This is a genomic window from Brevundimonas intermedia (assembly GCF_027922165.1).
In the GTDB taxonomy this organism is placed as follows: domain Bacteria; phylum Pseudomonadota; class Alphaproteobacteria; order Caulobacterales; family Caulobacteraceae; genus Brevundimonas; species Brevundimonas intermedia.
This window is the reverse complement of record NZ_BSFD01000011.1, coordinates 201,627-226,517: the sequence shown is the minus strand read 5'-3', so window position 1 is coordinate 226,517 and position 24,891 is coordinate 201,627. Positions and strand designations below refer to the sequence as shown.

Here is a 24,891-nt window from a genome sequence, read left to right as displayed (position 1 = left end):
GCGAGCGCCTCGCTCAAGACAGACGGATGCTTCATGCAGGGTGATCGCGATCAGCGTTCGAAGGCCTTCCGGGCGCGGCTTCTCGCCGGCGCGGCGCTGTTCATCTGCGTCCCCTCCGGCGCGGCTCTGGCCCAAACAGCCTCCGTCACGGCCCAAGATGGCCTGAACAAGGGCGCTGTCTATGTCGACGCCGCCTCGGCGGGCCGGTCGGGCGACGTCATCACGGCCCAAAGCGACGGTGGAGACCGTGTCTATCTGCGCACAGACGGCAATGTCCTGCGCGGTGATGACCTGGCCTACGACCTGGCCAGCGGGGCGGCCTCCGTCAGCGGCCGCGTCGAGGCCATCTCGGCCGACGGCACGGTCGTCTACGCCAGCCATCTGGAAACCGACCGGGATCTAAAGGCGGCGATCGCCGTCGATTTCGCGACACGGCTCGAGAACGGCGCCAGCCTAATGGCGGCGACGGCGGTCAGACGCAGCGAGAACGTGAACGAGCTGAACTACGCCATCTTCACCCCCTGCCCGATCTGCGACGCCGACGGCCCAAAGACGCCCAGCGTCTCGATCCAGGCGGAAAAAGTGGTTCAGGACGAGGCCCTGCGCGCCGTCATCTATCGCAACGCCATCTTCCGCGTCGGCGGTGTGCCGGTCTTCTATACGCCCTTCTTCGCCCATCCCGATCCGACGGTGGTGCGGGCCTCGGGCCTGCTGGTGCCCATCATCAACTATGACGAAGGCCGCGGCGGCGTCTCGGTCGAACAACCCTATCTGCACGTGGTCTCTCCGTCGGAAGACTGGCTTATCAGCCCCCAGATCAATGCCGGAGTCGCGCCCCTGCTGAACCTGCAATGGCGCCGCCGGTTCGCTGAAGGCTCCATCGTCGCGCGTGGCGGCTATACTTACGAGCGGAACTTCGGCGACTTCGACCTAGACGGCGATGGCGACTACGAAAGCAACGTCCGGTTTGGCGACAAGGAGCACCGCTCCTACCTGCTGTCGCACGGCGAATTCGACCCTCCGGGGCCCTTGCGGTTCGGATTCACGGCGGAACGTACGTCTGACAAGACTTTGTTCGACCGCTACGACATTCGCGATCCCTATCAGGACAACGGCCTCTATTACGGCGATCGTCGCCGGCTGATCAGCCAGATCTACGCCGAGCGCCAGACCGACCGGTCTTATCTCTCTGTCGCGGCCTTCTCGATCCAGAGCCTGCGACTGGACCCCGCCTTCGAAGACAATGACTTCCGCGACGCCGACGGCTTCAAGGTGTTCGAAAACGACGACACCCTGCCGCTGGTCGCGCCCCTGATCGACGCCCGCTGGGAACCCGCCGACCCCATCTTCGGTGGACGTCTCCGGGTCAAGGGCTCAGCTGTCTCGCTGTACCGCGACAGATTCGTCGGCGCGCCCGTGCTTAACCCGGACATCGTGCCGTCCGACATAACCGGTCTTTCCGGCGTCGACAGCCGCCGCGTGACGGCCCAGGCGGAATGGCGGCGCGTCTTCATCACCGGCCTTGGACTGCGGATCGAGCCCTTCGTCGATACCCGGGTCGATCTCTATTCCCTGTCCGACCTCCCGCCCATGATGGGCGTCGAGAGCGACGAAAGCCTCAGCCGGACTCGCACCAGCGCCGGCGTGGACCTCAGCTATCCGCTGATCCGCCGTACTCAACGCGCCGACATCATCCTGGAACCGGTCGCCCAGGTTTCGATCTCCAACAAGGCCGACATAGATCCCCGCATTCCAAACGAGGATTCGCAGGTCATCGAGCTCGACGAATCGTCACTGTTCCGCATGGATCGGTTCTCCGGCTACGACTTGGTCGAAGGCGGGGCGCGGATAACGGCGGGCGGCCGAGCGACGATTCGCTGGTCCGAGGGCCGCAGCGCCAGCCTGTTCGTCGGCCGCAGCTACCGCGCCGACGATGAAGACGCCTTCCGCACCACGATCCCCGACAGTACGAACGGCCAGTTGTACGACCCCACCGGATTGGCCTCGTCGGCGTCCGACTGGGTCGTCCAAGGCAGTTTCTCGCCGTCCGACCGAATCCGCAGCTGGGGCCACGCCACCTTCGACGGCTCGGGCGACATTCACCGGGCAGAGGCGGCGGTGGACGGCCGCTGGGGCCGCCGCAATCTGGCGTCGGTCAGCTATATCGTTGATCGCTCCAATCCCCTGTCGGGCGATCAGAATCGCAACTACGAGTTCGTGCAACTGGCAGGCCAGCAGTTCGTCTATGGCAACTGGGGCGTCGCCGTCACCGGCATCGCCGATCTGGAGCGCAACGTCATCACGCGTCAGGAAATCGGCGTCCTGTTCGACGACGACTGTTTCCGTGTCGAGTTCGGCTATCGCCGCAACAATACTCGCGTTCGGGCCAGCGGCCCCTCGGACGGTATCTATGTGCGCCTAAACCTCGCCACTTTCGGAGGTTCAGGTTATGGACAGGGCGAGATGCGTTGAGCATGACGCTTTACGGGGCGCGACCGCCTGCCGGCCTGGCAGATGGACCGCTGTGAGGAATCAGGACGACCAATGGGTTTGATGCGTTATTCGACGGGGGCTGCGCTCGCGGCGGTCCTCCTCGCCGGTTCGGCCCAGGGTCAGACGGCGTCCGCTCCGGCCGCTCAGCAGGCGCCTGCCGCTGGTGCGCCCAATCCTGCGGCCGGCGACGGCCCCGCTACCGCGCGCCCAGCGCCCCAGTTCGAAATGGCCGACGGCATCGTCGCCACTGTGAATGACAAGATCATCACCGGCTTCGACTTGCGCCAGCAGATGCTGATGCTGATCGCCTCGTCTCAGGTTCAACCGACCGAGCAGAACCTGCCGGCGATCCAGCAGGCGGCGCTGAACCGTCTGATCGAACAGCGCCTGAAGGCGCAGGAAATCACGAAATTCGAGACCCTCAGGATCACGGACCAGGAAGTCGACGGGGAAATCGCCGAAATGGCCCGTCAGGCCGGGGTCGCGCCCGCCGCCTATATGGAGTTCCTGCAGCAAGGCGGCATCCAGCCGAACGCCTTCCGCGAAAGCCTGCGCACTGAGATCGGCTGGGGCCAGCTGGTGCCCGGCCGGTTCAACAGCCGCGCCCGTCCCAGCACGCTGCAGGTCGATCAGGAGGTCCGTCGCCTCAACGATGCGGCCGCCCAGCCCCAATATCTGATCGGCGAGATCTACATCGAAGCCGCCCGCGTCGGCGGCCAGGAAGCCGCCGTGAACGGCGCCCGCCAACTGGTGCAGCAGATCATCCAGGGCGCGCCTTTCCAGGCCGTGGCCCAGCAGTTCTCGGCGGCGCCATCGGCTTCGGCCCGCGTCCCCGGAGACGCCGGCTGGGTGGTCAAGGGCACGGTCCAGCCCGCGCTCCAAACCATCTTCGACCAGCTTCAGCCCGGCCAGCTGTCGAACCCCGTTCCCGTCGATGGCGGTGTCTACATCATCTATATGCGCGACAAGCGCGACGGCGCGGCGACCAGCCTGGTGTCGCTGAAGCAGCTGATGGTCGAACTGCCCGAAGCCGCCTCGGAAGCCGACCTTGCCGCAGCAACCCGTACGCTGGACGCCATGCGTCAGGGTCTGAACTGCGACAACATCCTGTCCCAGTCGCGCGCGACGGCCGGCGTCATTGGATCCGACCTCGGCGAATCGGATGTCGCCGACCTGGCGCCCCAGTTCCAGCAGTTCGCCCGCACCGGCGAGATCGGCTCGGTCTCGACCCCGATCCGCACCCCCCTGGGCCTGCACCTGGTCGCGGTCTGCGGCCGTCGCGTCGGCGGCCCCGAGGCCCCGAATCGTCAACAGGTCGAGGGCCGCCTGCGGTCCCAGAACCTGGCCGTGCTCGAGCGCCGCTACCTGCGCGACCTGCGCAACGACGCGCTCATCGAGTTCAAATGATCCGGCCTCTGGTCCTGACGCTGGGCGAACCCGCCGGCGTCGGGCCGGAGATCGTGGCCGCCGCCTGGCGGGCGCTCAACGCCGAACCCCTGGCCTTCGCGGTTATCGGCGACGCGGCTCTGCTGCGGGACCAGGGCGTTCCGGTCATCGAGATCAACAGCCCCGCGGACGCGCTTGACCGATTCGCGCGGGCGCTGCCGGTCATCCACCGCCCCCTGCCCGCCCCGGTCTTGGTCGGAACCCCTGACCCCGCCAACGCCTCCGCCGTCGCCGACGGGATCGAAGAGGCTGTTAGCTTCGTCCTCTCCGGCGAAGCCTCAGGTTTGGTCACAGCGCCCATCGCCAAGGCGCCCATGTACGCCTCAGGCTTCCGCTTTCCGGGTCACACCGAATTCATCGCCGAACTGACGGCTGACGCGCCTTACGCGGGAACGCGCGGCCCCGTGATGATGCTGACCGCCCGCGATCTGCGCGCCTGCCTCGTCACCATCCACGTCGCCCTGGATCAGGTGCCGGAACTTGTTACGGCCGAGCGGGTCGCCCGCACCGCCCGCGTCGTTCATGAAAGCCTGAAACGCGACTTCGCCATTGCCCGCCCGCGCCTGGCCATGGCGGCCTTGAACCCGCATGCAGGCGAAGGCGGCGCCCTGGGGCTTCAGGAGATCGACATCCTGATCCCGGTCGCCCGGCAGCTTCGCGCCGAGGGGATCGACATCACCGACCCCAGACCGGCCGACACGATGTTCCATGACGCGGCTCGTGCGACCTATGACGCCGCCATCTGCATGTACCACGACCAGGCCCTGATCCCGGTCAAGACCCTGGACTTCTGGGGCGGCGTGAACGTCTCGCTAGGCCTGCCCGTCATCCGCACCTCGCCCGACCACGGCACCGGTTTCGACATTGCCGGCAAGGGCATAGCGCGTCCCGACAGCCTAATCGCCGCCATTCGTCTGGCATCGGAGATGGCGGCGGCCCGCGCCGCGCGCTAACAGGGCGTGTGACCGACCTTCCCTCCCTCCGCGAAACCCTCGACGCCCACGGCCTGTCGGCGAAGAAAAGCTTTGGCCAGCATTTCCTGCTGGACCTCAATGTGACGCGCAAGATCGTCCGCCTCGCCGGCCCGTTCGAGGGCCGCGCCGTGATCGAGGTCGGGCCCGGCCCCGGCGGCCTGACCCGCGCCCTGCTGGAATCCGACGCCGGCCCCGTGGTCCTGGTCGAAAAGGATCCGCGCTTCGTCCCCCTGCTGACCGAGCTGGACGACGGCTCCGGCCGCCTGACCATCGTCGAGGCCGACGCCCTGAAGGTGAAGGAGGCGGACCTGGTCTCCGGCCCGACCCATCTGGTCTCCAACCTGCCCTACAACGTCGGCACGCCCCTGCTGATCAAATGGCTGACCGGCCCCTGGCTGCCCCACAGCCTGACCCTGATGTTCCAGAAGGAAGTGGCCGAGCGCGTCGCCGCAGGGCCAGGCGAGGACGCCTACGGCCGGCTGGCGGTCATTTCCCAGGCCGTCTGCACCGCCCGCATCGTCATGCACCTGCCCGCCGCCGCCTTCACCCCCCCGCCCAAGGTGGCCTCGGCCGTGGTCCATCTGGTTCCGCTGGACGAGCGCCCGTCGCCCGAACGCCTGAAGAAGCTGGAACGCGTCACCGCCGCCGCCTTCGGCCAGCGCCGCAAGATGCTGCGCTCCAGCCTGAAACAACTCGGCGGCGCCGCCCTGTGCGAGGCCGCCGGCATCGAACCGGACGTCCGGGCCGAAACCGTGGATGTCGCGGGCTTCCTAAGATTGGCGGACGCCCTGCAATGACCGTCGAACCCTTCCGCGCCATCACCGTCAGCCGCCTGGCGCACCAGCTGAAGTCCGAAGGCCGATCGATCATCCATATGGAGTTCGGCCAGCCCTCGACCGGCGCCCCCGCCGCCGCCATCGCCCGCGCGCACCAGGTGCTGGACGCCGACGGCATGGGCTATTGGGAAAGCCCCGACCTGCGCGCCCGTATCGCCCGGCTGTACCAGGATCGGTATGGCGTCACGGTCGATCCCGCCAACATCCTGCTGACCTGCGGCGCCTCGCCCGCCCTCGTCCTGGCCCTCAGCGCCCGATTCAAGCCGGGCGACCGGATCGCCCTGGCCCGTCCCGGCTATGTCGCCTATCGCAACAGCCTGCGCGCCCTGCATCTGGAGCCGGTCGAGATCGCCTGCGGTCCCGAGACACGATACCAGCTGACCGCCGCCCAGCTCGAGGCGCTCGACCCCGCCCCCGCCGGCGTCATCATCGCCAGCCCCGCCAATCCGACCGGGACCATCATCCCCGAGGCCGAACTCGCCGCCATCGCCGAAGTCTGCTGTGCGCGAAACATCGCCATCCTGTCGGACGAGATCTATCACGGCCTGTCCTACGTCGGCCCGACCCCGTCGATGCTACAGTTCGCCCCCGACGCCATGGTGATCAACAGCTTCTCCAAATACTGGAGCATGGCCGGCTGGCGGCTGGGCTGGCTGCTGGTCCCCGACACACTGGTCGACGCCGCCCGCGCCTATATCGGCAACATGTTCCTGACCCCGCCCAGCCTCAGCCAGCACGCCGGCCTGGTCGCCATGGACTCGATCGACGAGCTGGAGGGTCATATCCAGACCTACGCCCGCAACCGCCGGCTCATGCTCGACGCCCTGCCTGCGCTGGGTCTGAAAAAGATCGCTCCGCCCGACGGCGCCTTCTACATCTGGGCCGATATCGGCCATCTGACGAACGACAGCGTAGCCTTCTGCGAACAACTGCTGCGCGATACGGGCGTAGCCACCGCGCCCGGCGTCGATTTCGACCCCGTCGACGGCCATCGCTTTATCCGCATCAGCTTCGCCGTGTCCACGGCCGAGGTGGAGGCCGCTCTGGCGCGACTGACGCCCTGGTTTGCGGCGCGACAGCGGCTCTGACCGCGTCAATAAATTGGCCGATTCGGCAATCGTGGTGCGTACCTAAGCAATCGCCCCTAGATAGAAATTTACCCTCTGGAACCCCTGTTGTGGGATAAGGGGTGCAGTTGAGTAGCGCTGAAGACGACATCGCGTAGGACGCCCCCGCCTGGCGCGATGTCGTTACCGCCCTCAGCCGAAGACGACACCGCGGCGGCCTTGTCCCCCCTCCGCCGGCCGCGGTGTCGTTGTTCTTCCCAAATATCGGATTGGTTTCAGACCGGCTCGCGCAGCAGAGCGGCCTTGTAGTCCCCCACCCACAGATTGCGGAACCGGCGCGACCGCTCGGCGTGATAGATGTGCGCCAGCTCGGCGTAGGACCGGTCGAAATCCTCGTTCACGATGACATAGTCAAAGGCGTCGCAGTGTTCGATCTCGCCCTTGGCGTTGGCGACACGGCGCTCGATCACATCGTCCGAGTCCTGCGACCGGGTGATCAGGCGGCGACGCAGTTCTTCCAGGCTGGGCGGCAGGATGAACACCCGCACCGCATCCTCCGGGCATTTCTCGGCCACGTCGCGCGCGCCCTGCCAATCAATGTCGAACAGCACGTCGCGGCCCTCGGCCAAGGCGCGATCCACGGGACCGCGCGGGCTGCCGTACAGATTGCCGTGCACATCGGCCCATTCCAGGAAGGCGTCGGCGTCGATCAGCTTCTGAAACCGCTCGCGATCGACGAAATTATAGTCGCGTCCATCGACCTCGCCGGGACGAATACCCCGCGTAGTCATCGAGACGGACAGCTCCAGCCCCCCGTGATCCGCCATCAGCCGGCGGCACAGCGATGTCTTGCCCGCGCCCGACGGGCTGGCGACGATCAGGAGGACGCCCCGGCGGGGCGAGCGTTCATTCGACATTCTGGACCTGTTCACGCAACTGTTCGATGACGGCCTTCAGCTCAAGGCCGATTCCGGTGAGCGCGGTCGTAGCCGATTTCGAACAGAGGGTGTTGGCCTCGCGCATGAATTCCTGACTCAAAAAGTCCAGCTTTCGTCCCGCCGGCGGCGACGCCATCAACTGACGCGCTGCGCCCACATGGGCCGTCAACCGGTCCAGCTCCTCGCGCACATCGGCCTTGGCCGCCAGAGCCGCCGCTTCAAGGAAGATCCGGTCCTCCAGGCCCGGCGCATCGGGCGCCAGTTCGGACATGCGGCGGCTGAACCGGTCGCGGATCGCCTCGACCTGGGCCTGGGCCTCCCCCTCTGCCGAGGCGACCAGGGCTTCGATTCGGCTGATGAAATCCAGCAGCAGGGGCGCCAGCTGTGCGCCCTCGGCATGGCGAGATCCCTTCAGGGCGTCCAGCGCCGCTTCCACGGTCCGCGCCATCACGGCCTCCAGGGCGGCGCGGGTCTCTGGATCCTCTATCTCTTCCGGCGTTTCGATGACGCCCCGCAGCGCCAGCAAGCCGTCGGCGGACGGCGGCGTGGCCCCGTCCTCGGCCAGTTCGTTGGCCAGGGTCAGGTAGCGAGCCAGCACCGCCGCATTGATCGTGACCGTCGCCTCGCCGCCCTCCACGCGCTTGGCATGGATCCCTACCGTGATCTGGCCACGCGCGAACCGCGTCTGTCCGGCCGTCTTGGCGGCCCGATCCAGGGCGTCGAATCCGTTCGGCCCTCGAAACCGGACCTCCAGATTGCGGCCGTTGACCGAGCGCGCCTCGACAGACCAGGTCCAGCCGTGACCGGCGCCCTCGGCCCGGCCGAAGCCGGTCATTCCCGAAATCAGACTCATCTCAGGCCCTGGGTCGCGCCTGCGGGCAGGGTGATGGTGGCCTGATCGCTGGGCGCCGTCATCGGGGCGGCGCTGGCGTCTGGCGCGGCCGGCGCCGGCGCTTCTGGCGGCAGGCCCGCCTTCTGACGTTCGATCTGACGCCAGCGCGCGACATTGCGCAGGTGCTCTTCATAGGTGGCGGCGAAAGCGTGGCCGCCTGATCCGTCAGCGACGAAGAACAGGGCCTGCTCCGCCGGCGGGTTCAGCACGGCCTGCAAGGCGTCCTTGCCCGGATTGGCGATCGGCGTCGGCGGCAGGCCGTCGATCTGATAGGTATTCCAGGCCGTCTCGCGCTGCAGTTCGGACCGGCGAATGCCGCGCCCCAGGGGCCGACCCTGGGTCAGGCCGTAGACGATGGTCGGATCGCTCTCCAGCCGCATCCCCTGGCGCAGGCGGTTGGAAAACACAGCGGCCACGCGCGGACGCTCGGCCGCCAGACCGGTCTCTTTTTCGACGATGGAGGCCAGGATCACCGCCTCCTCGGGATTACGCACCACAGTCCCCGGCCCGCGCTGGGCCCACAGCAGCCGCAGATTCTCGTTGGCGGCGCGCTGCATCCGGTCGATCACCGACTGCCGCGTGTCGCCGCGCGCGATCTCATAGGTATCGGGCCACAGGCTGCCTTCCTCGGGCGTCGTCTCAACCGTGCCCGTCAGCACCGGCTCCTTGGCCAGGATGTCCAGCGCCTGGGCCGAGGACCAGCCTTCCGGCAGGGTCACGAAATGGCGCACCACCCGCCCCTCGACCAGCAGCTTCAGCACCCCGCCCAGCGAGGTCCCCGACGGCACCTCATATTCTCCGGCGCGCAGCTTGCGGTCCGCACCGGTGAAGGTCGCCGCCGCCTTGAACAGGTCGGTCGAGCGGATCACCCCCGCCGCCTTCAGCTGGGCGGCGATGGCCGAGACGCCGGACCCGCTGGCCAGGGTCACGACCGTCCGGTCCCCCTGACGTGCGCCCGGCCCTGGGCCGTAATAGACGCCCCAGACGATGGCGAGGGCGGCGATCAGGAACAGGCTGAACGTCGCCGAGGCGGTCAGCAAGGTCACCGTCAGCCCCGACCGCTTTTCCACCCGCCCCCGTCCGAACATGTCAGTCGACCTTCTTGAAGATCACCGAGGCGTTGGTGCCTCCGAAGCCGAAACTGTTGGACATGGCGACATCGATCTTCATCGGCTTGGCCTTGTGGGGCACAAGGTCGATCGGCGTCTCCATCTCCGGATCGTCCAGATTGATCGTCGGCGGCGCCACCTGATCCCGGATCGCCAGGACGCAGAAGGCCGCTTCGATCGCCCCGGCGGCGCCCAGCAGGTGGCCGGTCATCGACTTGGTCGAGCTGACGGCCAGGTTCTGGGCGTGATCCCCGACCAGACCCTCAATCCCCTTCAGCTCGATCCAGTCGGCCATGGTCGAGGTGCCGTGGGCGTTGACGTAGTCGAGATCCGACGGCTCCATCCCGGCCCGCTTCAGCGCCATCTTCATGGCGCGCACCCCGCCCTCGCCGTCCTCGGACGGGGCCGTGATGTGGTGGGCGTCGCCGCTCATGCCGTAACCCACGACCTCGGCGTAGATCTTGGCCCCGCGCGCCTTGGCGTGTTCGTATTCTTCCAGCACCAGGATCCCGGCGCCCTCGCCCATGATGAAGCCCGCATGACCCTTATCATAGGGGCGCGACGCCTTCTCCGGTGTGTCGTTATAGGCGGTGCACAGGGCCTTGCAGGCCAGGAAGCCGGCGATGCCCAGCGGCACGACCGAGCTTTCCGCCCCGCCGGCCACCATCACGTCGGCGTCGTCCAGGGCGATCATCCGGGCCGCGTCGCCAATGGCGTGGGCGCCGGTGGCGCAGGCGGTGACGACCGCATGGTTCGGCCCCTTCAGGCCGTGGCGGATCGAAATCTGCCCCCCGGCCAGATTGATCAGGGCGCTGGGGATGAAGAAGGGGCTGACGCGACGCACCCCCTGTTCCTTCAGCACGATGGCCGTCTCGGCTATGGCGCCCAGGCCGCCGATGCCGGAGCCGACCATGACGCCGGTCCGTTCCTTGTCTTCGTCGGTCTCGGGCTTCCAGTTCGCGTCGTGCAGGGCCTCGTCCGCCGCCGCGATGGCGTACAGGATGAAGTCGTCGACGCGCTTGCGGTCCTTCACCGACATGATCTTCTCGGGGTCGAAGTCGCCTTCGCCGCCGCCGCCGCGCCCATCCACGCTCGGCACTTCGCCGGCGATGGTGCAGCCATAGCCCGTGGTGTCGAAGGCGGTGATCGGGCGGATGCCCGACCGTCCCTCGACGATGCCCTTCCAGCTCTTCTCGACGCCCCAACCCAGGGGGGTCAGCAGACCGATGCCCGTAACGACGACGCGGCGCATGGTGCGTGCTCCTAAACTTCTCCAGTCCGAACCCGGAGAATCACTGAAGATTCGCATGGGTCAGAAACAGTAAAGGCCGCCGGGCGACTCCGCTAGGAGCGCCGGGCGGCCCTGTGAACCGTCGGCCCTATCGGGCCGCCAGTCGGGGGCTGAACTCAGCCGGCCGACTTTTCGTCGATGAACTTGACCGCATCGCCGACCGTCTGGATGTGCTCGGCGGCGTCATCCGGGATCTCGATGTCGAATTCTTCTTCGAAGGCCATCACCAGCTCGACGTTGTCGAGCGAGTCGGCGCCCAGGTCGTCGATGAAGCTGGCCTTTTCCGTGACCTTGTCCGGATCGGCGTCCAGGTGGTCGATGACGATCTTGCGAACGCGCTCGAGGGTGTCGGACATGAGTGTCTCTCTGCCTGTTTAAAATCGCCGTAGAGGCGGGGGTAGCTTCAGAAATCGCCGTCTCACGGCAGCGAAGGCGACGCAAGCCCGAAAGCCCGAACCGCCGATGCGTTCCTGCCCTTTAGCACAGGCTTTCGGGCAGGAAATAGTCTGTTGCGTGTCGTGACGATGATCAGATCATCGCCATGCCGCCGTTCACGTGCAGCGTCTGGCCTGTCACATAGGCCGCTTCGTTCGACGACAGATAGACGGCGGCGGCCGCGATCTCGTCGCCCGTGCCCAGCCGACCCGCCGGAATCCGGCCCAGAATGGTCTCGCGCTGCTGGTCGTTCAGCACATCCGTCATCGGCGAGGCGATGAAGCCCGGCGCGATACAGTTGACGGTGATGCCGCGCGACCCGACTTCCTGCGCCAGCGATTTGGAAAAGCCGATCATCCCGGCCTTGGACGCCGAATAATTGGTCTGGCCGGGATTGCCGGTCACGCCGACGACCGAGGTCACGCCGATGATTCGGCCCGACCGGCGCTTCATCATCCCCTTCACCGCCGCGCGGGTCAGGCGAAAATAGCTCTCCAGATTGATCTGGATGACCGACTGGAAGTCCTCGTCCTTCATCCGCATCAGCAGGCCGTCCTTGGTGATGCCCGCATTGGCCACCAGGATGTCCAGCGGCGCGCCCCCCGCCGCCTCGGCCGCGTTCACCAGATTGTCGACCGACTCGGGATCCGACAGGTTCGCCGTGGCGAAATGCGCCCGCTCACCCAATTCCTTGGCCAGATCGGCCAGCACCGCCTCGCGCGTGCCCGACAGCACCACGGTCGCGCCCTGGGCGTGCAGCGCCCGCGCCACCGCCCCGCCGATCCCGCCCGTCGCGCCGGTCACCAGCGCGGTCTTGCCTGCAAGATTGAACATTCGAATTCTCCGCTCATCCCGGCGAAAGCCGGGACCCAGTGCTTTCACGCGCAGGATGGCCGGGATCACCGTTCCTGCGCAAACCCAAACGCCCGTCGCCCAAAGATCTGGGTCCCGGCTTTCGCCGGCATGAGCGGCTAAATTACAGAGCCTTCGCGAAGGCTTCCAGTTCTTCCGGCGTGTTCAGCGGCAGGCTCTCGGCCTCCGGCGCGATCCGCTTGGCCATGCCGGTCAGCACCTTGCCCGAGCCGATCTCGACAAAGCGGGTCACGCCCCCCTCCGTCGCCATCCACTCCATGCTCTCGCGCCAGCGCACCCGGCCGGTCACCTGCTCCACCAGAAGACGACGGATCACCTCAGGATCGCGCTCCGGCCGCGCCAGCACATTGGCCACCACGGGAGCCGCCGGCGCCAGAATGGTCGCCGAGGCCAGGGCCGCCGCCATCTCGTCCGCCGCCGGCTGCATCAGCGGGCAGTGGAAGGGCGCCGAGACGTTCAGCGGGATCGCCCGGGCGCCCAGTTCCTTGGCCTTCTCGATAGCCCGGTCCACCGCCGCCTTCTCGCCCGAGATGACGATATTGCCGTTGTTATTGTCATTGGCGACCACACAGACGCCAATTTCCGAACCGGCCGCCGCCGCGGCTTCCGCTAGAGCCAGATCGGTCTTGGGCCCGATCAGCGAGGCCATCGCCCCCTGCCCCACCGGGACCGCCCGCTGCATGGCCTGGCCGCGCAGCTTCAGCAGCCGCGCCGTATCCGACAGCGACAGGGCTCCCGCCGCCGCCAGGGCCGAATATTCACCCAGCGAGTGACCGGCCACATAGGCCGCCGTTGCGACGTCGAAACCGAACTCGACCTTCAACGCCCGGATCGCCGCCATCGACACCGCCATCAGGGCGGGCTGGGCGTTCTCGGTCAGGGTCAGCTGGTCCTCGGGGCCTTCGCGCATCAAGACCGACAGCTTCTGGCCCAGGGCCTCGTCCACCTCGGCGAAGACCTCGCGGGCGGAGGCGAAGGCGTCGGCCAGTTGCGCGCCCATGCCGACGGCCTGGCTGCCCTGTCCTGGAAACAGAAGTGCGAGGGTCATCGACCGCTCCCTGAATCATTGATCAAGAGCGCGGACCCCTAAGGCCTGACTTCCCTCAGGGCAAGCGCGGCGCATCCGTCGCCCTACCCCGCCCGTCGGGCCGAGACCTTGATCTGGACGTCGATCATCTTCGACACCCAATCGCCGGTCGCATCTGACTCCATGCCCAGATCCAACGCCGTCCGGTCCAGCTGCAGACGACCGGCGACCGTGGCGACGCCGTCGGCCTCGCGGAAGGTGAAGGGCAGGACGACGCCCAGCCGCGCGCCCTTGATCCTCAGCGTGCCCCTCGCCTCATAACGGTCCCCGCCCAGGGCGCGGAACCCCGTCGTCTCGAACCGGGCGGTGGGATACTGGCCAGGATCGAACCATTCCGCGCCCTGCAACGAGCCGTCCTGGGTGGCGTCGCCGGTGCGGGCCGAACTGGTCTGGACCGTGATCACCGCCTTGGATCCGGCCAGGTCTTGCGGATCGAACCGAATTCGCCCCTCCCACTCTTCGAACCGGCCCTTGAAGGCGGCGCCCGACTGGGTTCCGCCGAAAGCGATGCTGGAGGCCGCGCGGTTGATCGTCCAGACGCCGGCCTTAACGGCCGTCTCGGCCGGCGCCGCTTCAGCGACCGGCTCAGCCGCGATTTCGGGCGCCGTTTCGGCGCCCGTCGAGACCGACGCCGGGGCGGTAGCGGCCGGCGCCGTGCTGCTCATCTCCAGACTGGGCTTGGGCTCGGGCCGCGCCGCGACCGCGCCGGCCATGGCCACAACCGCGATCAGGGCCAAGCCCGCGCCCCGCTCGACCCAGGGCGAAGCTGGCGCAGTCTTTGCGGCCGTCTCCGACGCATGACCCTCCGACGGCTTGAGGAAGGGAACCATGTGGGCCAGCACCCCGTCGTGGTCGAAAAACTGGTGCTTCAACGCCGCCCCGATGTGCAGCACGATCAGGACGACCGCCCCCCAGGCCATCGCCGCATGCGCCCCCATGGCCTGGAAGGCCAGGGTCCGCCTGACGCTTTCCGACAGTTCAGCCACGCCCGGCAGATGCGGGATCGGGAACAGACCGAACCAACTGGTCGCCAGCTCCAGCGCCCGGTCCAGCGCCACCGCCCATCCTGCGGACACATACAGCCACCCCGTCAGCGGCAGGGCCAGCATCAGAGCGTAAAAGGCCACATGGGTCGCATTGGCCGCGAAGCCTTCCCATCGCTTCATTCCACCCGGCAGGGCCGGCGGTCGATGCGTCAGACGCCAGACGATCCGCATCACGGTCAGGGCCAGGATCAGAAAGCCGATCGACTTGTGAATCTGGAACACCCGATAGGCCAGGGCCTGACTGTCGGGCTGTTCGATGGCCGCCGTCATCCACAATCCCATCGGGATCATCGACAGGATACAGAGCGCGATCACCCAGTGCAGGGCGATAGCAACGGCGGAATAGCGGGTGGGGGCCATCGAGACTCTCCGGATCAGCGACGCAATCCGCCCGCGTTCTCGACACGGGAAGACGTTACGCCCCTCTACACCCGACAAATCCTTATCAGCAATAGAAACTGTGTCAGTTTGTTCGTGCCAGCCCAGCCTGTCGGCCGCGCCACGCGAATGTTCTTGCTATGTTCTCTTTCCTGATCCATCCTCCCCCTTATGCAATCCGCCAAGGGAAGAGGCGCGCGTTCGAATGCGACAGGCCGTTACGAGCCCGAGCAGCACGAGTCGTTCGACGACGGCTGGACGACCGACGACGCCCAGGCCGCGCCGCTGCGCACCACCCTCACGCCCGAACACGCCCGCACCATCATCGCCCGGAACGACAGTCCCGACATCGGCTTCGACCGCTCCATCAACCCATACAAAGGTTGCGAACATGGCTGTATCTACTGCTACGCCCGTCCGTCCCATGCCTGGATGGGCCTATCCCCGGGCCTGGATTTCGAGAGCCGGATCTTCTTCAAGCCCGAGGGCGCACGTCTGCTGGAACAGGCCTTCCTCGCCCCCCGATACCGGTGCAGGCGCATCCACATAGGCGGCAATACCGACCCCTATCAGCCGGTCGAACGCGAGCTGAAATCAACCCGTTCGATCCTCGAGGTCATGCGGCGGTTCAACCACCCCTTCAGCATCATCACCAAGTCAGTGCTGATCGCGCGCGACGCCGATATTCTGGGGCCCATGGGTCAGGCCGGCCTGGCCTCGGCCTTCGTCTCCATCACCACCTTGGACCGGGGCTTGGCCCGCGCCATGGAGCCCCGCGCCTCGACCCCGGCCAAACGGTTGGAGGCCATCAGCCGCCTCGCCGACGCGGGCTGTCCCGTCGGCGTCGGCTTCGCCCCGGTCATTCCCGGCCTGAACGACCACGAACTGGAATCGGTGCTCGAGGCGGCGGCCAAGGCGGGGGCGACGCGGGCCATGTATGTCACCCTGCGCCTGCCGCTCGAGATCAAGGATCTGTTTCGCGAATGGCTGGCCGACGCCCGGCCGGACCGCGCCTCCCGCGTCATGTCGCTGATCCGCCAGACGCGCGGCGGCAAGGACTATGACGCCGACTGGTCCCAGCGCATGAAGGGAACCGGCCCGGTCGCCGAACTGATCGGCGCCCGCTTCAAGGCCGCCGTCAAACGCTACGGCCTCGACACGCCGCTCCGACTGCTGGACGAAACCCAGTTCCGCGTCCCTGCTGACGCGCGGCCGCAGTTGGAGTTGTTCGGCTGAACGGCCGGCGCCCAGCCAGCGCGCCTAATATCAGCGACAAAGTCACGTTTTTTCAGGACATTGATCCCCACGAACAGCGCTCAACTCATCGCCGTTTCGTCCCGTGTTAGAATCGGCGACGGGTCTTTGACATCGCAATCACCACGCTCGGTCCACCTGAGACCGCCGTTCCCTCAGCCCCGCCTCACGGCCGAGAATAGACTCAAATAGACTCAAATTTTTTCGAGTGGATTGAGTCTATTTCAGTCGGCGTCCGCCGCCGACGGATCGACGGCCCGCGTCACCAGATCCCGCCAGGTCGGGTCGGTATCGTCGACCAGATCGACGTCCTCCATCAGGGCCACCGCCCCCTCCCCGTCCGGCAGGATCAGGCCCAGGATTTCCATCTCCTCGCCGTCCGGCCCCAGATGGCTCTCGGCCTGGACCGCCACCGCCGCCTGTTCGCCGTCCTCCTCCCACCAGATCACCGGCTGGGGCAGGTCCATGGCGATGGGGCGCGGATCATCGGTCTCGCCCAGGGCGAAGACAGCCCGGCGCGCCTGGACGTCGTCCAGCGTCGCCACCGCCCCGACGAAGGGCTTCAGCCGCCCCCAGTCGTCGGCGTCGAACCCGCCGCCGTCGTCTTCCAGGCCCTCTTGCAGTTCATCGTCCATGAGGCCTACCGCTTGAAAATACTGACAAGTTCGACGTGGGCCGACCACAAAAACTGGTCCACCGGCGTGACCCGCTCCAGCCGGAACCCGGCGTCGATCAGAACCCGCGCGTCCCGCGCAAAGGTCTGGGGGTTGCACGACACCCCGACCACCACCCCGGCCTTGGTCCCGGCGATCTGGGCCGTCTGCTCGATGGCCCCGGCGCGCGGCGGGTCGAACACTATGGCGTCGCAGCCCTTCAGGTCATAGGGGTTCAGCGGCCGCCGGAACAGGTCGCGCGCCTCGGCCGTGATCGCCTTCATCCCCTTGGCCGAGCCCACGCCCGCCTTCAGGGCCTCGATCCCCGCCTTGGACGCATCGGCCGCGATCACCGGCGCCACCGTCGCCAGCGGGAAGGTGAAGGTCCCGGCCCCGCAGAACAGGTCGGCGATCTTCTTGGCCCCCTTCACCGCCGCCACGGCCCGCTCCACCATGGCCGCCTCGGCCTGGGGCACCGCCTGCAGGAAGCCCCCCGCCGGCAGGGGCACGATCGCGGGGCCGAAGCCGATCTTCGGCTGGCGCGCCATCACCAGGGTGTCGCCGGCCAGGCTCAGCCGCGCCAGATCGGCCCGGTGCGCCGCCGCAATGGCCCGCATCTGGGCGTCAGCCGACAGTCCGCCGCCCGAGCGCCGCTCCACGCCTGTCACATCCACGTCCAGCCCCGACAGGGTCCAGGTCACGTGCAGGGTCGGCGCCGACTTGGGATGCTCCAGAAAGGCCGCCGCCACCTCGGTCAGGGCCGAGATGGCGCGGACGATCCGCGAATCGGCCACCGGGCATTCCCGCACCTCGACCAGCCGCCACGACCGCCGCGCCTTGAAGCCCAGCACCACCCGGCCGTCCTGGGTCCGGCGCGCGTGCAGGGCCACCCGCCGCCGCGTCCCGGCCGGGCTCGCCACCGTCGCCTCGATCTCGGTCTCGATCCCCTCGCGCGCCAAGGCCCGCCGCACCTGCTCGCGCTTCCACTCCAGATACGGCTTGTCCGCCCAATGTTGCAGCGAGCACCCGCCGCAGTCGCCATACTGGGGCGACACCGGCGCGATCCGGTCCGCGCTTGGGGTCACGATCTCGACCCGCTCCAGCCGTCCATCGACGACCTCGCCCCGCACCGTCTCCCCCGGCAAGGTCAGGCCGGCGAAGACCGGCCCCTCCGGCGTCTCGGCGACGCCGTCGCCCTGTCCGCCGACGCGGCTGATCGTAAAGGTCTGCATCGCCGGGCTTCTAGCCCCGCCGCCGCCGCCCGCCAAGCGCGCCGACAGAAGAGACCGAACACCAGCCCGGCTCAAGTAGCGCGAAGCGCGGTAGCCAACCAAGATGAACGAAGATGAACGAGGCGCTCAAAAGCCGTTCAGCTTCGGGGCCCTAAACCTCGATGCAACAGACAGCCGGTCCACCCGTTCAGCCCCCGTCACTGAACGTCCGACCACAAGGGGTTGAAGATGCGTCTCTCCACCAAGTCCCTCGCCGCCGTCGCGGCCCTCACCCTCGGCGCCGTCGCCGCGCCCATGGCCGCCTCGGCCCAGAGCTACGGCTACAGCCAGAACTACGGCACCGGAGCCTACGCCCCTTCCTATGACTACAACCGCTATCCGCAACAGTCCTACGACCCCTGCGCCCGCGAACGTCAGGGCCGCACCGGCGCCGGGGCCGTCATCGGCGGCGGCGCCGGCGCCGTTATTGGCTCGCAGTTGGCCGCCCGTGGTCGCCGCACCGAAGGCAGCATCCTGGGCGGCGTGGTCGGCGCGGTGATCGGCTCGCAAGTGGGCCGCTCCAGCTCTGACGCCTGCCGCAGCTACCAGAGCAGCTACGGCTCCAGCGGCTACTACAGCCAGGGTTACGGTCAACAGGGCTACAGCCAACCCAGCTACGGCTACTATGACGACCGTTACACCGGCGATCAGGACCGTCGTTACGAAGACCGCCGCGACGACTACGCCTACAACAGCGACGACGATTACGACGACCGCGCCCGCTCGGTCTCGCCCTATCAGAATTCAGACGGATGCCGTTTGGCCGAAAGCCAGATCCGTCTGCCCGATGGTCGCACGGACACTCGCTATGTCCGCACCTGCCCCGACCAGTACGGCCGCTATCGCGTCGTCGATTAATTTTCAGCCCCCCTGTCGATCGACGACGTGACGGGAGCCGCCGGAGGACTTGTCCTCCGGCGGCTTCTCATTGTTTGAGGGCTATCGGCCTTCGGCCTACTTGAGCCCCTTAGCTTGGCTTCTTGGCCCAGAGCAGGAACTCGAGATTCCCGTCGCCGCCGGTGATAGGGCTCTCGGTCGTCGCCTGCACGGCCCAGCCCATCGCCTCCAGCCAGTCCCGAACACGTTCGACAGCAGCGGCGTGGGCGACGGGATCCTTGACCACGCCCTTCTTGCCGCCGCCTGGACCGTCGGCCTCGAACTGGGGCTTGATCAGAGTGATCAGGTCCGCGCCCGCCGCCGCCAGATCCAGCGCAGCAGGAAGCACCTTGATCAGGCTGATGAAGCTGGCGTCGCAAACGATCAGAGACGGGGTCTCCGGGATCAAATCTGGCGTCAGGTCGCGCGCATCCGTCCGCTCCAGATTGACCACGCGCGGATCGGCCGCGACCCGGTCGTGCATCTGACCGAACCCGACATCGACCGCGAACACCTTGGCCGCACCCCGATCCAGACAGACCTCAGTGAAGCCGCCGGTCGACGCCCCGACGTCCAGCACCACCCGTCCTTCGACGGCCACGGGCCATACGGTCAGGGCGTGATCCAGCTTCAGCGCCCCACGCCCGACCCAGCGGTGGGCGTCGGCATAGCCGATGACGGACTTGGGCCCGACGGTCTGGGAGCCGGACTTGGCCGGCGCCCCGTCCACGGTGACGCCGCCGGCCTCGATGGCCGCCTTCGCCCTGGCCCGGCTTTCCGCCAGGCCGCGCGTGACCAGAAGCTGGTCCAGCCTCATCCGATCTCGCTCAGCCGCGCCAGCGCCGCCTGCAGCTTGACCTTGCCCGCCTCGGCCTCGGCCAGTTTGGCCCGCTGCTCATCGACCACTTCCGGCGCGGCCCGCGACACGAAGTTGGGATTGCCCAACTTCTTGTTCACATGGCCGATATCGCTCTCGAAGACCGCGATCTCCTTCTCCAACCGCGCCCGTTCGGCCGTCAGGTCGATGATCCCGGCCAGCGACAGGGCGACCGTCGATCCGCCCGAGACGAAGGTCACGGCCCCTGTCGGCGCGGCCTCCGCCGATCCGACCTCGGACACCCGGCCCAGGGTCAGGATCAGGTCGCGATGGCGCGCGATCCGTTCGGCCGTCACGGCGTCGGGCGCGACGAAGGCCAGCGGCGGCTTGGCCGCCGGCGGCACGTTCATCTCGGCCCGCAGCCCCCGGATCTCCCCGACCAGATCGACCAGCCAGCCGATCTCGGCCTCGGCCGAGGCGTCGATGAAGCCGTCCGGCAGCACCGGCCATTCCGCGCCGATCAGCAGGCTGTCGCGGGCCGGCCCTTCCTTGCCCAGTTCAGCCCACAGCTCTTCGGTGATGAAGGGCATGACCGGGTGCAGCAGCTTCAGCGTCTGGTCCAGGGTCCAGGCCGTCATGGCCCGCGTCTCGGCCTTGGCGGCTTCATCGGCGCCGTTGAACACCGGCTTGGCCAGTTCCAGATACCAGTCGCAGAAGACGTTCCAGACGAACCGGTACAGCGCGCCCGCCGCATCGTCGAACCGCCCGCCCTCGATGGCCTCGGACACGGCCCGCTCCGCCTTGGTCAGTTCGCCCCGGATCCAGCGGTTGATCGTCTGCTCGACCGTCGCGGGATCGAAGCCCTCGACGCGCTGCGCCTCGTTCATCTGGCTGAAGCGGGCGGCGTTCCACAGCTTGGTGCCGAAGTTGCGATAGCCCTCGATCCGCTGTTTCGACAGTTTGATGTCGCGGGTGCCCGACAGGATGGCCATGGTGAAGCGCAGCGGATCGGCGCCCAGTTCGTCGATGATGCCCAGGGGGTCGATGACGTTCCCCTTGGACTTGCTCATCTTCTGGCCCTTCTCGTCGCGGACCAGGCCATTGATGATGACCCGTTTGAACGGGACCTCGCCCATGAAGTGCTGGCCCATCATCATCATCCGGGCGACCCAGAAGAAGATGATGTCCGCCGCCGTGACCAGGTCGCTGGTCGGATAGAACCGCTCCAGATCCTCGGTCTTCTCGGGCCAGCCCATGGTCGAGAACGGCCACAGGGCCGAGCTGAACCAGGTGTCCAGAACGTCCTCGTCCTGGGTCAGGGCGACCTCGGACTCATAATCCGCCATCGCCAGTTCACGGGCGTCCTCTTCCGTCTCGGCGACATAGATTTCGCCTTCCGGACCGTACCAGGCCGGGATGCGGTGGCCCCACCACAGCTGGCGGCTGATGCACCACGGCTCGATGTTGCGCAGCCATTCGAAATAGATCTTCTCGTAGGACTTGGGCTCAAACACCGTGTCGCCCTGCTCCACCGCCTTCAGCGCGGGTTGGGCCAGGACCTTGGCGTCAACGTACCACTGGTCCGTCAGCCACGGTTCTATGACCACGCCCGAACGATCGCCGTGCGGCACGACGTGTTTGGTCTTCTCGATCTCGCGCAGCCAGCCCTCTTCCTCGGCGCGGGCAACGATAGCCTTGCGCGCGGCGAAGCGGTCAATGCCGACGTATTCCGCCGGTACGTCTGGCGTATCGACGTCGGTGATGCGGCCAAAAGCGTCGAGGATGTTCAGCGACGGCAGGCCCGCCCGCTTGCCCACGCCGAAGTCGTTGAAGTCGTGCGCCGGCGTGATCTTCACCGCGCCCGAGCCCTTGGTCGGATCGGCATAGTCGTCGGCGACGATGGGGATGCGACGCCCAACGATGGGCAGGGTCACGAACTTGCCGACCAGCCCCTTGTACCGCTCATCCTCCGGATGAACCGCCACGCCGGTGTCGCCGAGCATGGTCTCGGGCCGGGTCGTGGCGACGACGATGAAGTCGCGCGTCTCGAACTCCGTCGCATTGCCGTCCTCGTCGAAGGCGATGGGGTGATCGTAGGTGATGCCGTCCGCCAGCGGATAGGCGAAATGCCAATAGGCGCCGTCCACCTCGCGCTGCTCGACCTCCAGATCCGAGATGGCGGTCTGGAAATGCGGATCCCAGTTCACCAGCCGCTTGTCGCGATAGATCAGGCCGTCCTTGTGCAGTTGCACGAAGACCTTGCGCACGGCGGCGTTCAGCCCCTCGTCCAGAGTGAACCGCTCGCGCGACCAGTCGCAAGACGCGCCCAGGCGACGCAGCTGGCAAACGATGGTCCCGCCGCTCTCCGCCTTCCATTCCCAGACCTTCTCAATGAAGGCGTCGCGACCCATGTCGCGCCGCCCGACATTGCCGGCCGCCGCCAGCTGGCGCTCGACCACCATCTGGGTCGCGATGCCCGCGTGGTCCGTGCCCGGTAGCCACAGCACCGCCTTGCCCTTCATCCGGTGATAGCGGGCCAGGATGTCCTGAAGCGTATTGTTGAGGGCATGGCCGATGTGCAGGCTGCCCGTCACGTTCGGCGGCGGAATGACGATCGAATAGGCGCCCTGCGCCCCTTCCGTGCGAGGCGCGAACAGGCCGCTCTCTTCCCACTGGGCGTACAGGCGGGGTTCGGCGGCCTGGGGTTCGAAGGTCTTCTCGAGCATGGGTCTTCTTTGATCGTTGTCGTGTGGCCGGGAGACGGCCTTGAATGACAAAGGGCGGCCCCGCAGGAGCCGCCCCTCGATAGTCTGCGATGAAGCGAAGGGCTAGGCGCTGCGCGCGATGCGTTCGACTTCCTTTTGTACCGCCGCCTGGACGATTCCGGGCAGATTGTTATCCAGCCAGTCCTTCAGCAGCGGACGCAGCATCTCGGCGACCATGGCCTCGACCGTATTGCCGCTGACGAACGGCATATCGCCCGACGCCGCCGGAGCCGCCTCCGGCTTCTTGAACGACGCGGCTAGGCCGGCGAAGGCCGAGGCGGCGCTCGCGGCGGCGCTTTCGCCGACCAGGGAATCATAGGCCGGCTCGGGCGCTGAGGCGGCGGCTTCGACGGGCTCGGGTTCGGGCTCGGGCGCTGTCTCGACGATGTCGAGATCACCGATGGTCTCGGACGACGGCGCCTCTTCCGCCGGCGCCTCGTACAGCTCCGTCAGTTCGAGCACGTCTTCTTCGACAGCTTCCGGCTCAGGCTCGGCCGGTGCTTCAAATATGGTCTCTTCTGCGACCGGCTCAGGCTCGGGCTCCGGAGCGGGCTCGGGTTCGGGCGCCGGGGCGGCGGCTGCGGCCGGCGTCTCGGCCGGCGCGTCGTCTTCGGAGATGATCCGGCGAATCGACGCCAGGATCTCCTCCATGGTGGGTTCCTGGGCGGACTGATCGGACATGACTAACCTGGGAGAGGCCTGGGATGAAACGGGGGCGTCGAGGCGACCCCCGACACTATTCACGGATTGGGGCTGGAAAGATCAAGTCTTTCCGGTCCCGGTTAGTGTCGTCGCATCAACGCCCGCCAGAATCAACGGGCGTTTTGGAACACGCCTCCCGACCGAAGTCAGGCGCCGGGCGCGGTCCGGATGACGTCGGTCTTCAGCTGTGTGTCGATAGGCGCATCAGGCGCGTCGTCCGCATCAACGACGGGCGGCGAGGCGACGCGGTCCAGGGTCTCGATCACACCGTCCCACGGCAGGCCGCCGCGATTGCGGACGCGATCATAATTGGCCTTGGCGTCATAGACGGCGAGGTTGGCGTTCAGGCTCGGTCCTTCCAGTTGCCCCATAGCCGACAGCAGCGAGGCGCGCGCCACATATTCGGCGGCTCGGGCCGTCGCCAGCGAGGTCTGCGACGCCCGCAGGGTCACTTCCTGGTTCAGCACGTCCAGCGTGGTGCGCAGGCCGACCTGGGCTTCCTGCCGCACGCCCTCAGCGGCGACCGATGCGGCGCGCACGGCCTCTTCGCCGGCGGCGACGTTCGCGCGGGTCGACAGGACCTGAGCATAGGCCGAGCTGACGTTCTGCAGCACGGTGCGACGCTCGCCCTCGATGGCGATCTGGGCCGCGTTGGCCTGCTCCAGGGCCTGGGCCACGCGCGACCGGTTCAGGCCGCCGGTGAACAGCGGCACCGACAGGGTGGCGCCGGCCGTGAAGCTGCGGCGATCCGCCAGTTCGTCCAGATTGCCCAGATCGGTGGCCGTGCCGCCGTACGACGCGGTCGCGCGCACCGACGGCAGATATTCGGCGCGCGCGGCGGCCACGGCGGCTTCAGCGGCCTGCAATGAATAGCCGGCCGACAGCACGCCGGGGTTCCGCGCCAAGGCGGTCTCCATGGCCGCGTCGAAATCGGTCGGGACGGTCGGCAGGGCCGGCGTGGTCTCCAGATCACTGGGCGACTGGCCCACGACGGCGGCATAGGCGGCGCGGCTGGTCGAAAGCTGGGCCTGGGCGTTGGCCAGGTCGGCCTCTGACTGGGCCAGCGACGCCTCGGCCTGGGCCACGTCGGTTCGGGTGATCTCGCCGACCTCGAATCGGGCGCTGGTCTCATCCAGCTGGCGTTGCAGCACGGCGAGGTTTTCCTGGCGGATGCGCAGGATTTCCATGTCGCGCGTGACGTTCACATAGGCCTGGATCACCGACAGCATGACCGACTGTTCGATCTCGCGCAGGTTCTCACGTCCCGCCATCACTCTGGCCCGGGCCTGATCGATAGCCAGCGACGTGCGGCCCCCAGTCCAGATGTTCTGCGACAGGCTGACGCCTAGGTTGGCGCCGTCGCTCTCGGACGACGAGCTGGAGACCTGGGTGTCCGGCACGCCGTCGCTGTTCGTGTCCACAAACTGGGTGACCGTCGGAAAATCGCTGCGGGTGTAATCGACCCTGGCCGAAGCGCTCAGCGTCGGACGCAGGCCCGAACGAGCCTGAACCACGGTCTCGTCCAGCGCACGCTGATTCGCCCGTTGGGCCAGCAGGCTGGGGTTGGTCTGATAGGCCAGGGCGATCGCTTCCTGCAGCGTCTCGGCCCAGGCGGGCGCCCCCAGGCCCGTCACAAGAGCCACCACAGCGGCCGAAGCCAGCACACGCGAGCGTTTCAACATTGTCCG

The 24,891-nt window shown here is 67.4% G+C and carries 21 protein-coding genes; 7 read left to right on the top strand and 14 right to left on the bottom strand.

The window, feature by feature from the left end:
• Positions 1-33: 33 nt before the first annotated feature.
• From PKE72_RS14685 to PKE72_RS14665, 5 genes are all read left to right on the top strand, one after another.
• Complete coding sequence (locus tag PKE72_RS14685; RefSeq protein WP_271166117.1) at positions 34-2,472, top strand: LPS-assembly protein LptD; 2,439 nt, start codon at positions 34-36, stop codon at positions 2,470-2,472.
• Positions 2,473-2,544: 72 nt separating this feature from the next.
• Positions 2,545-3,900 (top strand): peptidylprolyl isomerase, encoded by a 1,356-nt coding sequence (locus PKE72_RS14680; protein ID WP_271166116.1) that lies wholly within the window; start codon positions 2,545-2,547, stop codon positions 3,898-3,900.
• Positions 3,897-4,892, top strand: a complete 996-nt coding sequence (pdxA, locus tag PKE72_RS14675; RefSeq protein ID WP_271166115.1) for a 4-hydroxythreonine-4-phosphate dehydrogenase PdxA — start codon at positions 3,897-3,899, stop codon at positions 4,890-4,892. The genes PKE72_RS14680 and pdxA overlap by 4 nt, the downstream gene beginning before the upstream one ends.
• An 8-nt stretch (positions 4,893-4,900) precedes the next feature.
• On the top strand, positions 4,901-5,710 hold the full coding sequence (rsmA, locus tag PKE72_RS14670) for a 16S rRNA (adenine(1518)-N(6)/adenine(1519)-N(6))-dimethyltransferase RsmA (RefSeq protein ID WP_271166114.1): 810 nt from the start codon (positions 4,901-4,903) through the stop codon (positions 5,708-5,710).
• Positions 5,707-6,837, top strand: a complete 1,131-nt coding sequence (locus tag PKE72_RS14665; protein ID WP_271166113.1) for a pyridoxal phosphate-dependent aminotransferase — start codon at positions 5,707-5,709, stop codon at positions 6,835-6,837. Before rsmA ends, PKE72_RS14665 begins: the two co-directional genes overlap by 4 nt.
• A 254-nt stretch (positions 6,838-7,091) precedes the next feature.
• On the opposite strand, the gene gmk is transcribed toward PKE72_RS14665, so the two are convergent.
• The 8 genes from gmk to PKE72_RS14625 form a co-directional block, all read right to left on the bottom strand.
• Positions 7,092-7,733 (bottom strand): guanylate kinase, encoded by a 642-nt coding sequence (gene gmk / locus PKE72_RS14660; protein ID WP_271166112.1) that lies wholly within the window; start codon positions 7,731-7,733, stop codon positions 7,092-7,094.
• A complete protein-coding gene (locus PKE72_RS14655; RefSeq protein WP_271166111.1) occupies positions 7,723-8,607 on the bottom strand; it encodes a YicC/YloC family endoribonuclease in 885 nt (294 codons plus the stop codon). The genes gmk and PKE72_RS14655 overlap by 11 nt, the downstream gene beginning before the upstream one ends.
• A complete protein-coding gene (gene mltG, locus PKE72_RS14650; protein WP_271166110.1) occupies positions 8,604-9,734 on the bottom strand; it encodes an endolytic transglycosylase MltG in 1,131 nt (376 codons plus the stop codon). The genes PKE72_RS14655 and mltG overlap by 4 nt, the downstream gene beginning before the upstream one ends.
• A gap of 1 nt (position 9,735) precedes the next feature.
• Positions 9,736-11,007 (bottom strand): beta-ketoacyl-ACP synthase II, encoded by a 1,272-nt coding sequence (gene fabF / locus PKE72_RS14645; protein WP_271166109.1) that lies wholly within the window; start codon positions 11,005-11,007, stop codon positions 9,736-9,738.
• A 155-nt stretch (positions 11,008-11,162) separates the two neighbouring features.
• A complete protein-coding gene (locus PKE72_RS14640) occupies positions 11,163-11,402 on the bottom strand; it encodes an acyl carrier protein (RefSeq protein ID WP_008264317.1) in 240 nt (79 codons plus the stop codon).
• Between the two features lie 172 nt (positions 11,403-11,574).
• On the bottom strand, positions 11,575-12,315 hold the full coding sequence (fabG, locus tag PKE72_RS14635) for a 3-oxoacyl-[acyl-carrier-protein] reductase (RefSeq protein WP_271166108.1): 741 nt from the start codon (positions 12,313-12,315) through the stop codon (positions 11,575-11,577).
• Between the two features lie 142 nt (positions 12,316-12,457).
• Positions 12,458-13,402, bottom strand: coding sequence for an ACP S-malonyltransferase (fabD, locus tag PKE72_RS14630; protein ID WP_271166107.1), 945 nt, complete (start codon positions 13,400-13,402; stop codon positions 12,458-12,460).
• Between the two features lie 83 nt (positions 13,403-13,485).
• On the bottom strand, positions 13,486-14,847 hold the full coding sequence (locus PKE72_RS14625) for a cytochrome b/b6 domain-containing protein (protein ID WP_271166106.1): 1,362 nt from the start codon (positions 14,845-14,847) through the stop codon (positions 13,486-13,488).
• A 189-nt stretch (positions 14,848-15,036) separates the two neighbouring features.
• On the opposite strand from PKE72_RS14625, the gene PKE72_RS14620 reads away from it, so the two are divergent.
• Positions 15,037-16,101: a PA0069 family radical SAM protein gene (locus PKE72_RS14620; RefSeq protein WP_271166105.1), complete on the top strand. Its 1,065-nt coding sequence runs from the start codon at positions 15,037-15,039 to the stop codon at positions 16,099-16,101.
• Positions 16,102-16,343: 242 nt separating this feature from the next.
• On the opposite strand, the gene PKE72_RS14615 is transcribed toward PKE72_RS14620, so the two are convergent.
• Positions 16,344-16,754: a hypothetical protein gene (locus tag PKE72_RS14615; protein WP_271166104.1), complete on the bottom strand. Its 411-nt coding sequence runs from the start codon at positions 16,752-16,754 to the stop codon at positions 16,344-16,346.
• Positions 16,755-16,759: 5 nt separating this feature from the next.
• Positions 16,760-18,004: a class I SAM-dependent RNA methyltransferase gene (locus PKE72_RS14610; RefSeq protein ID WP_271166103.1), complete on the bottom strand. Its 1,245-nt coding sequence runs from the start codon at positions 18,002-18,004 to the stop codon at positions 16,760-16,762.
• Positions 18,005-18,232: 228 nt separating this feature from the next.
• Here PKE72_RS14610 and PKE72_RS14605 point away from each other — a divergent pair, with 228 nt between their 5' ends.
• Positions 18,233-18,901 carry a YMGG-like glycine zipper-containing protein gene (locus PKE72_RS14605; protein WP_271166102.1) on the top strand — a complete coding sequence of 223 codons (669 nt, stop codon included), beginning with the start codon at positions 18,233-18,235 and terminating at the stop codon, positions 18,899-18,901.
• A 109-nt stretch (positions 18,902-19,010) separates the two neighbouring features.
• Here the strand turns inward: PKE72_RS14605 and PKE72_RS14600 are convergent, their stop codons facing one another.
• The 4 genes from PKE72_RS14600 to PKE72_RS14585 form a co-directional block, all read right to left on the bottom strand.
• Positions 19,011-19,736, bottom strand: coding sequence for a TlyA family RNA methyltransferase (locus PKE72_RS14600; RefSeq protein WP_271166101.1), 726 nt, complete (start codon positions 19,734-19,736; stop codon positions 19,011-19,013).
• On the bottom strand, positions 19,733-22,462 hold the full coding sequence (locus PKE72_RS14595; protein WP_271166100.1) for a valine--tRNA ligase: 2,730 nt from the start codon (positions 22,460-22,462) through the stop codon (positions 19,733-19,735). Before PKE72_RS14595 ends, PKE72_RS14600 begins: the two co-directional genes overlap by 4 nt.
• A gap of 102 nt (positions 22,463-22,564) precedes the next feature.
• Complete coding sequence (locus PKE72_RS14590; protein ID WP_271166099.1) at positions 22,565-23,182, bottom strand: DUF2497 domain-containing protein; 618 nt, start codon at positions 23,180-23,182, stop codon at positions 22,565-22,567.
• A gap of 167 nt (positions 23,183-23,349) precedes the next feature.
• The gene (locus tag PKE72_RS14585) at positions 23,350-24,885 is read right to left on the bottom strand and encodes a TolC family outer membrane protein (protein WP_271166098.1); all 1,536 of its coding nucleotides are present in this window, start codon (positions 24,883-24,885) and stop codon (positions 23,350-23,352) included.
• Positions 24,886-24,891 lie beyond the last annotated feature (6 nt).

Excerpts from the sequence above, each read along its gene's own strand:
- mltG (WP_271166110.1), bottom strand. The coding sequence starts at position 9,734 with ATGTTCGGACGGGGGCGGGTGGAAAAGCGGTCGGGGCTGACGGTGACC.
- PKE72_RS14620 (WP_271166105.1), top strand. The coding sequence starts at position 15,037 with ATGCAATCCGCCAAGGGAAGAGGCGCGCGTTCGAATGCGACAGGCCGT.
- PKE72_RS14615 (WP_271166104.1), bottom strand. The coding sequence starts at position 16,754 with ATGGACGATGAACTGCAAGAGGGCCTGGAAGACGACGGCGGCGGGTTC.
- PKE72_RS14655 (WP_271166111.1), bottom strand. The coding sequence starts at position 8,607 with ATGAGTCTGATTTCGGGAATGACCGGCTTCGGCCGGGCCGAGGGCGCC.
- pdxA (WP_271166115.1), top strand. The coding sequence starts at position 3,897 with ATGATCCGGCCTCTGGTCCTGACGCTGGGCGAACCCGCCGGCGTCGGG.
- fabD (WP_271166107.1), bottom strand. The coding sequence starts at position 13,402 with ATGACCCTCGCACTTCTGTTTCCAGGACAGGGCAGCCAGGCCGTCGGC.
- gmk (WP_271166112.1), bottom strand. The coding sequence starts at position 7,733 with ATGTCGAATGAACGCTCGCCCCGCCGGGGCGTCCTCCTGATCGTCGCC.
- PKE72_RS14605 (WP_271166102.1), top strand. The coding sequence starts at position 18,233 with ATGCGTCTCTCCACCAAGTCCCTCGCCGCCGTCGCGGCCCTCACCCTC.
- fabF (WP_271166109.1), bottom strand. The coding sequence starts at position 11,007 with ATGCGCCGCGTCGTCGTTACGGGCATCGGTCTGCTGACCCCCCTGGGT.
- PKE72_RS14585 (WP_271166098.1), bottom strand. The coding sequence starts at position 24,885 with ATGTTGAAACGCTCGCGTGTGCTGGCTTCGGCCGCTGTGGTGGCTCTT.
- PKE72_RS14595 (WP_271166100.1), bottom strand. The coding sequence starts at position 22,462 with ATGCTCGAGAAGACCTTCGAACCCCAGGCCGCCGAACCCCGCCTGTAC.
- PKE72_RS14590 (WP_271166099.1), bottom strand. The coding sequence starts at position 23,182 with ATGTCCGATCAGTCCGCCCAGGAACCCACCATGGAGGAGATCCTGGCG.
- fabG (WP_271166108.1), bottom strand. The coding sequence starts at position 12,315 with ATGTTCAATCTTGCAGGCAAGACCGCGCTGGTGACCGGCGCGACGGGC.
- PKE72_RS14640 (WP_008264317.1), bottom strand. The coding sequence starts at position 11,402 with ATGTCCGACACCCTCGAGCGCGTTCGCAAGATCGTCATCGACCACCTG.
- PKE72_RS14625 (WP_271166106.1), bottom strand. The coding sequence starts at position 14,847 with ATGGCCCCCACCCGCTATTCCGCCGTTGCTATCGCCCTGCACTGGGTG.
- PKE72_RS14610 (WP_271166103.1), bottom strand. The coding sequence starts at position 18,004 with ATGCAGACCTTTACGATCAGCCGCGTCGGCGGACAGGGCGACGGCGTC.
- PKE72_RS14680 (WP_271166116.1), top strand. The coding sequence starts at position 2,545 with ATGGGTTTGATGCGTTATTCGACGGGGGCTGCGCTCGCGGCGGTCCTC.
- PKE72_RS14665 (WP_271166113.1), top strand. The coding sequence starts at position 5,707 with ATGACCGTCGAACCCTTCCGCGCCATCACCGTCAGCCGCCTGGCGCAC.
- PKE72_RS14600 (WP_271166101.1), bottom strand. The coding sequence starts at position 19,736 with ATGAGGCTGGACCAGCTTCTGGTCACGCGCGGCCTGGCGGAAAGCCGG.
- PKE72_RS14685 (WP_271166117.1), top strand. The coding sequence starts at position 34 with ATGCAGGGTGATCGCGATCAGCGTTCGAAGGCCTTCCGGGCGCGGCTT.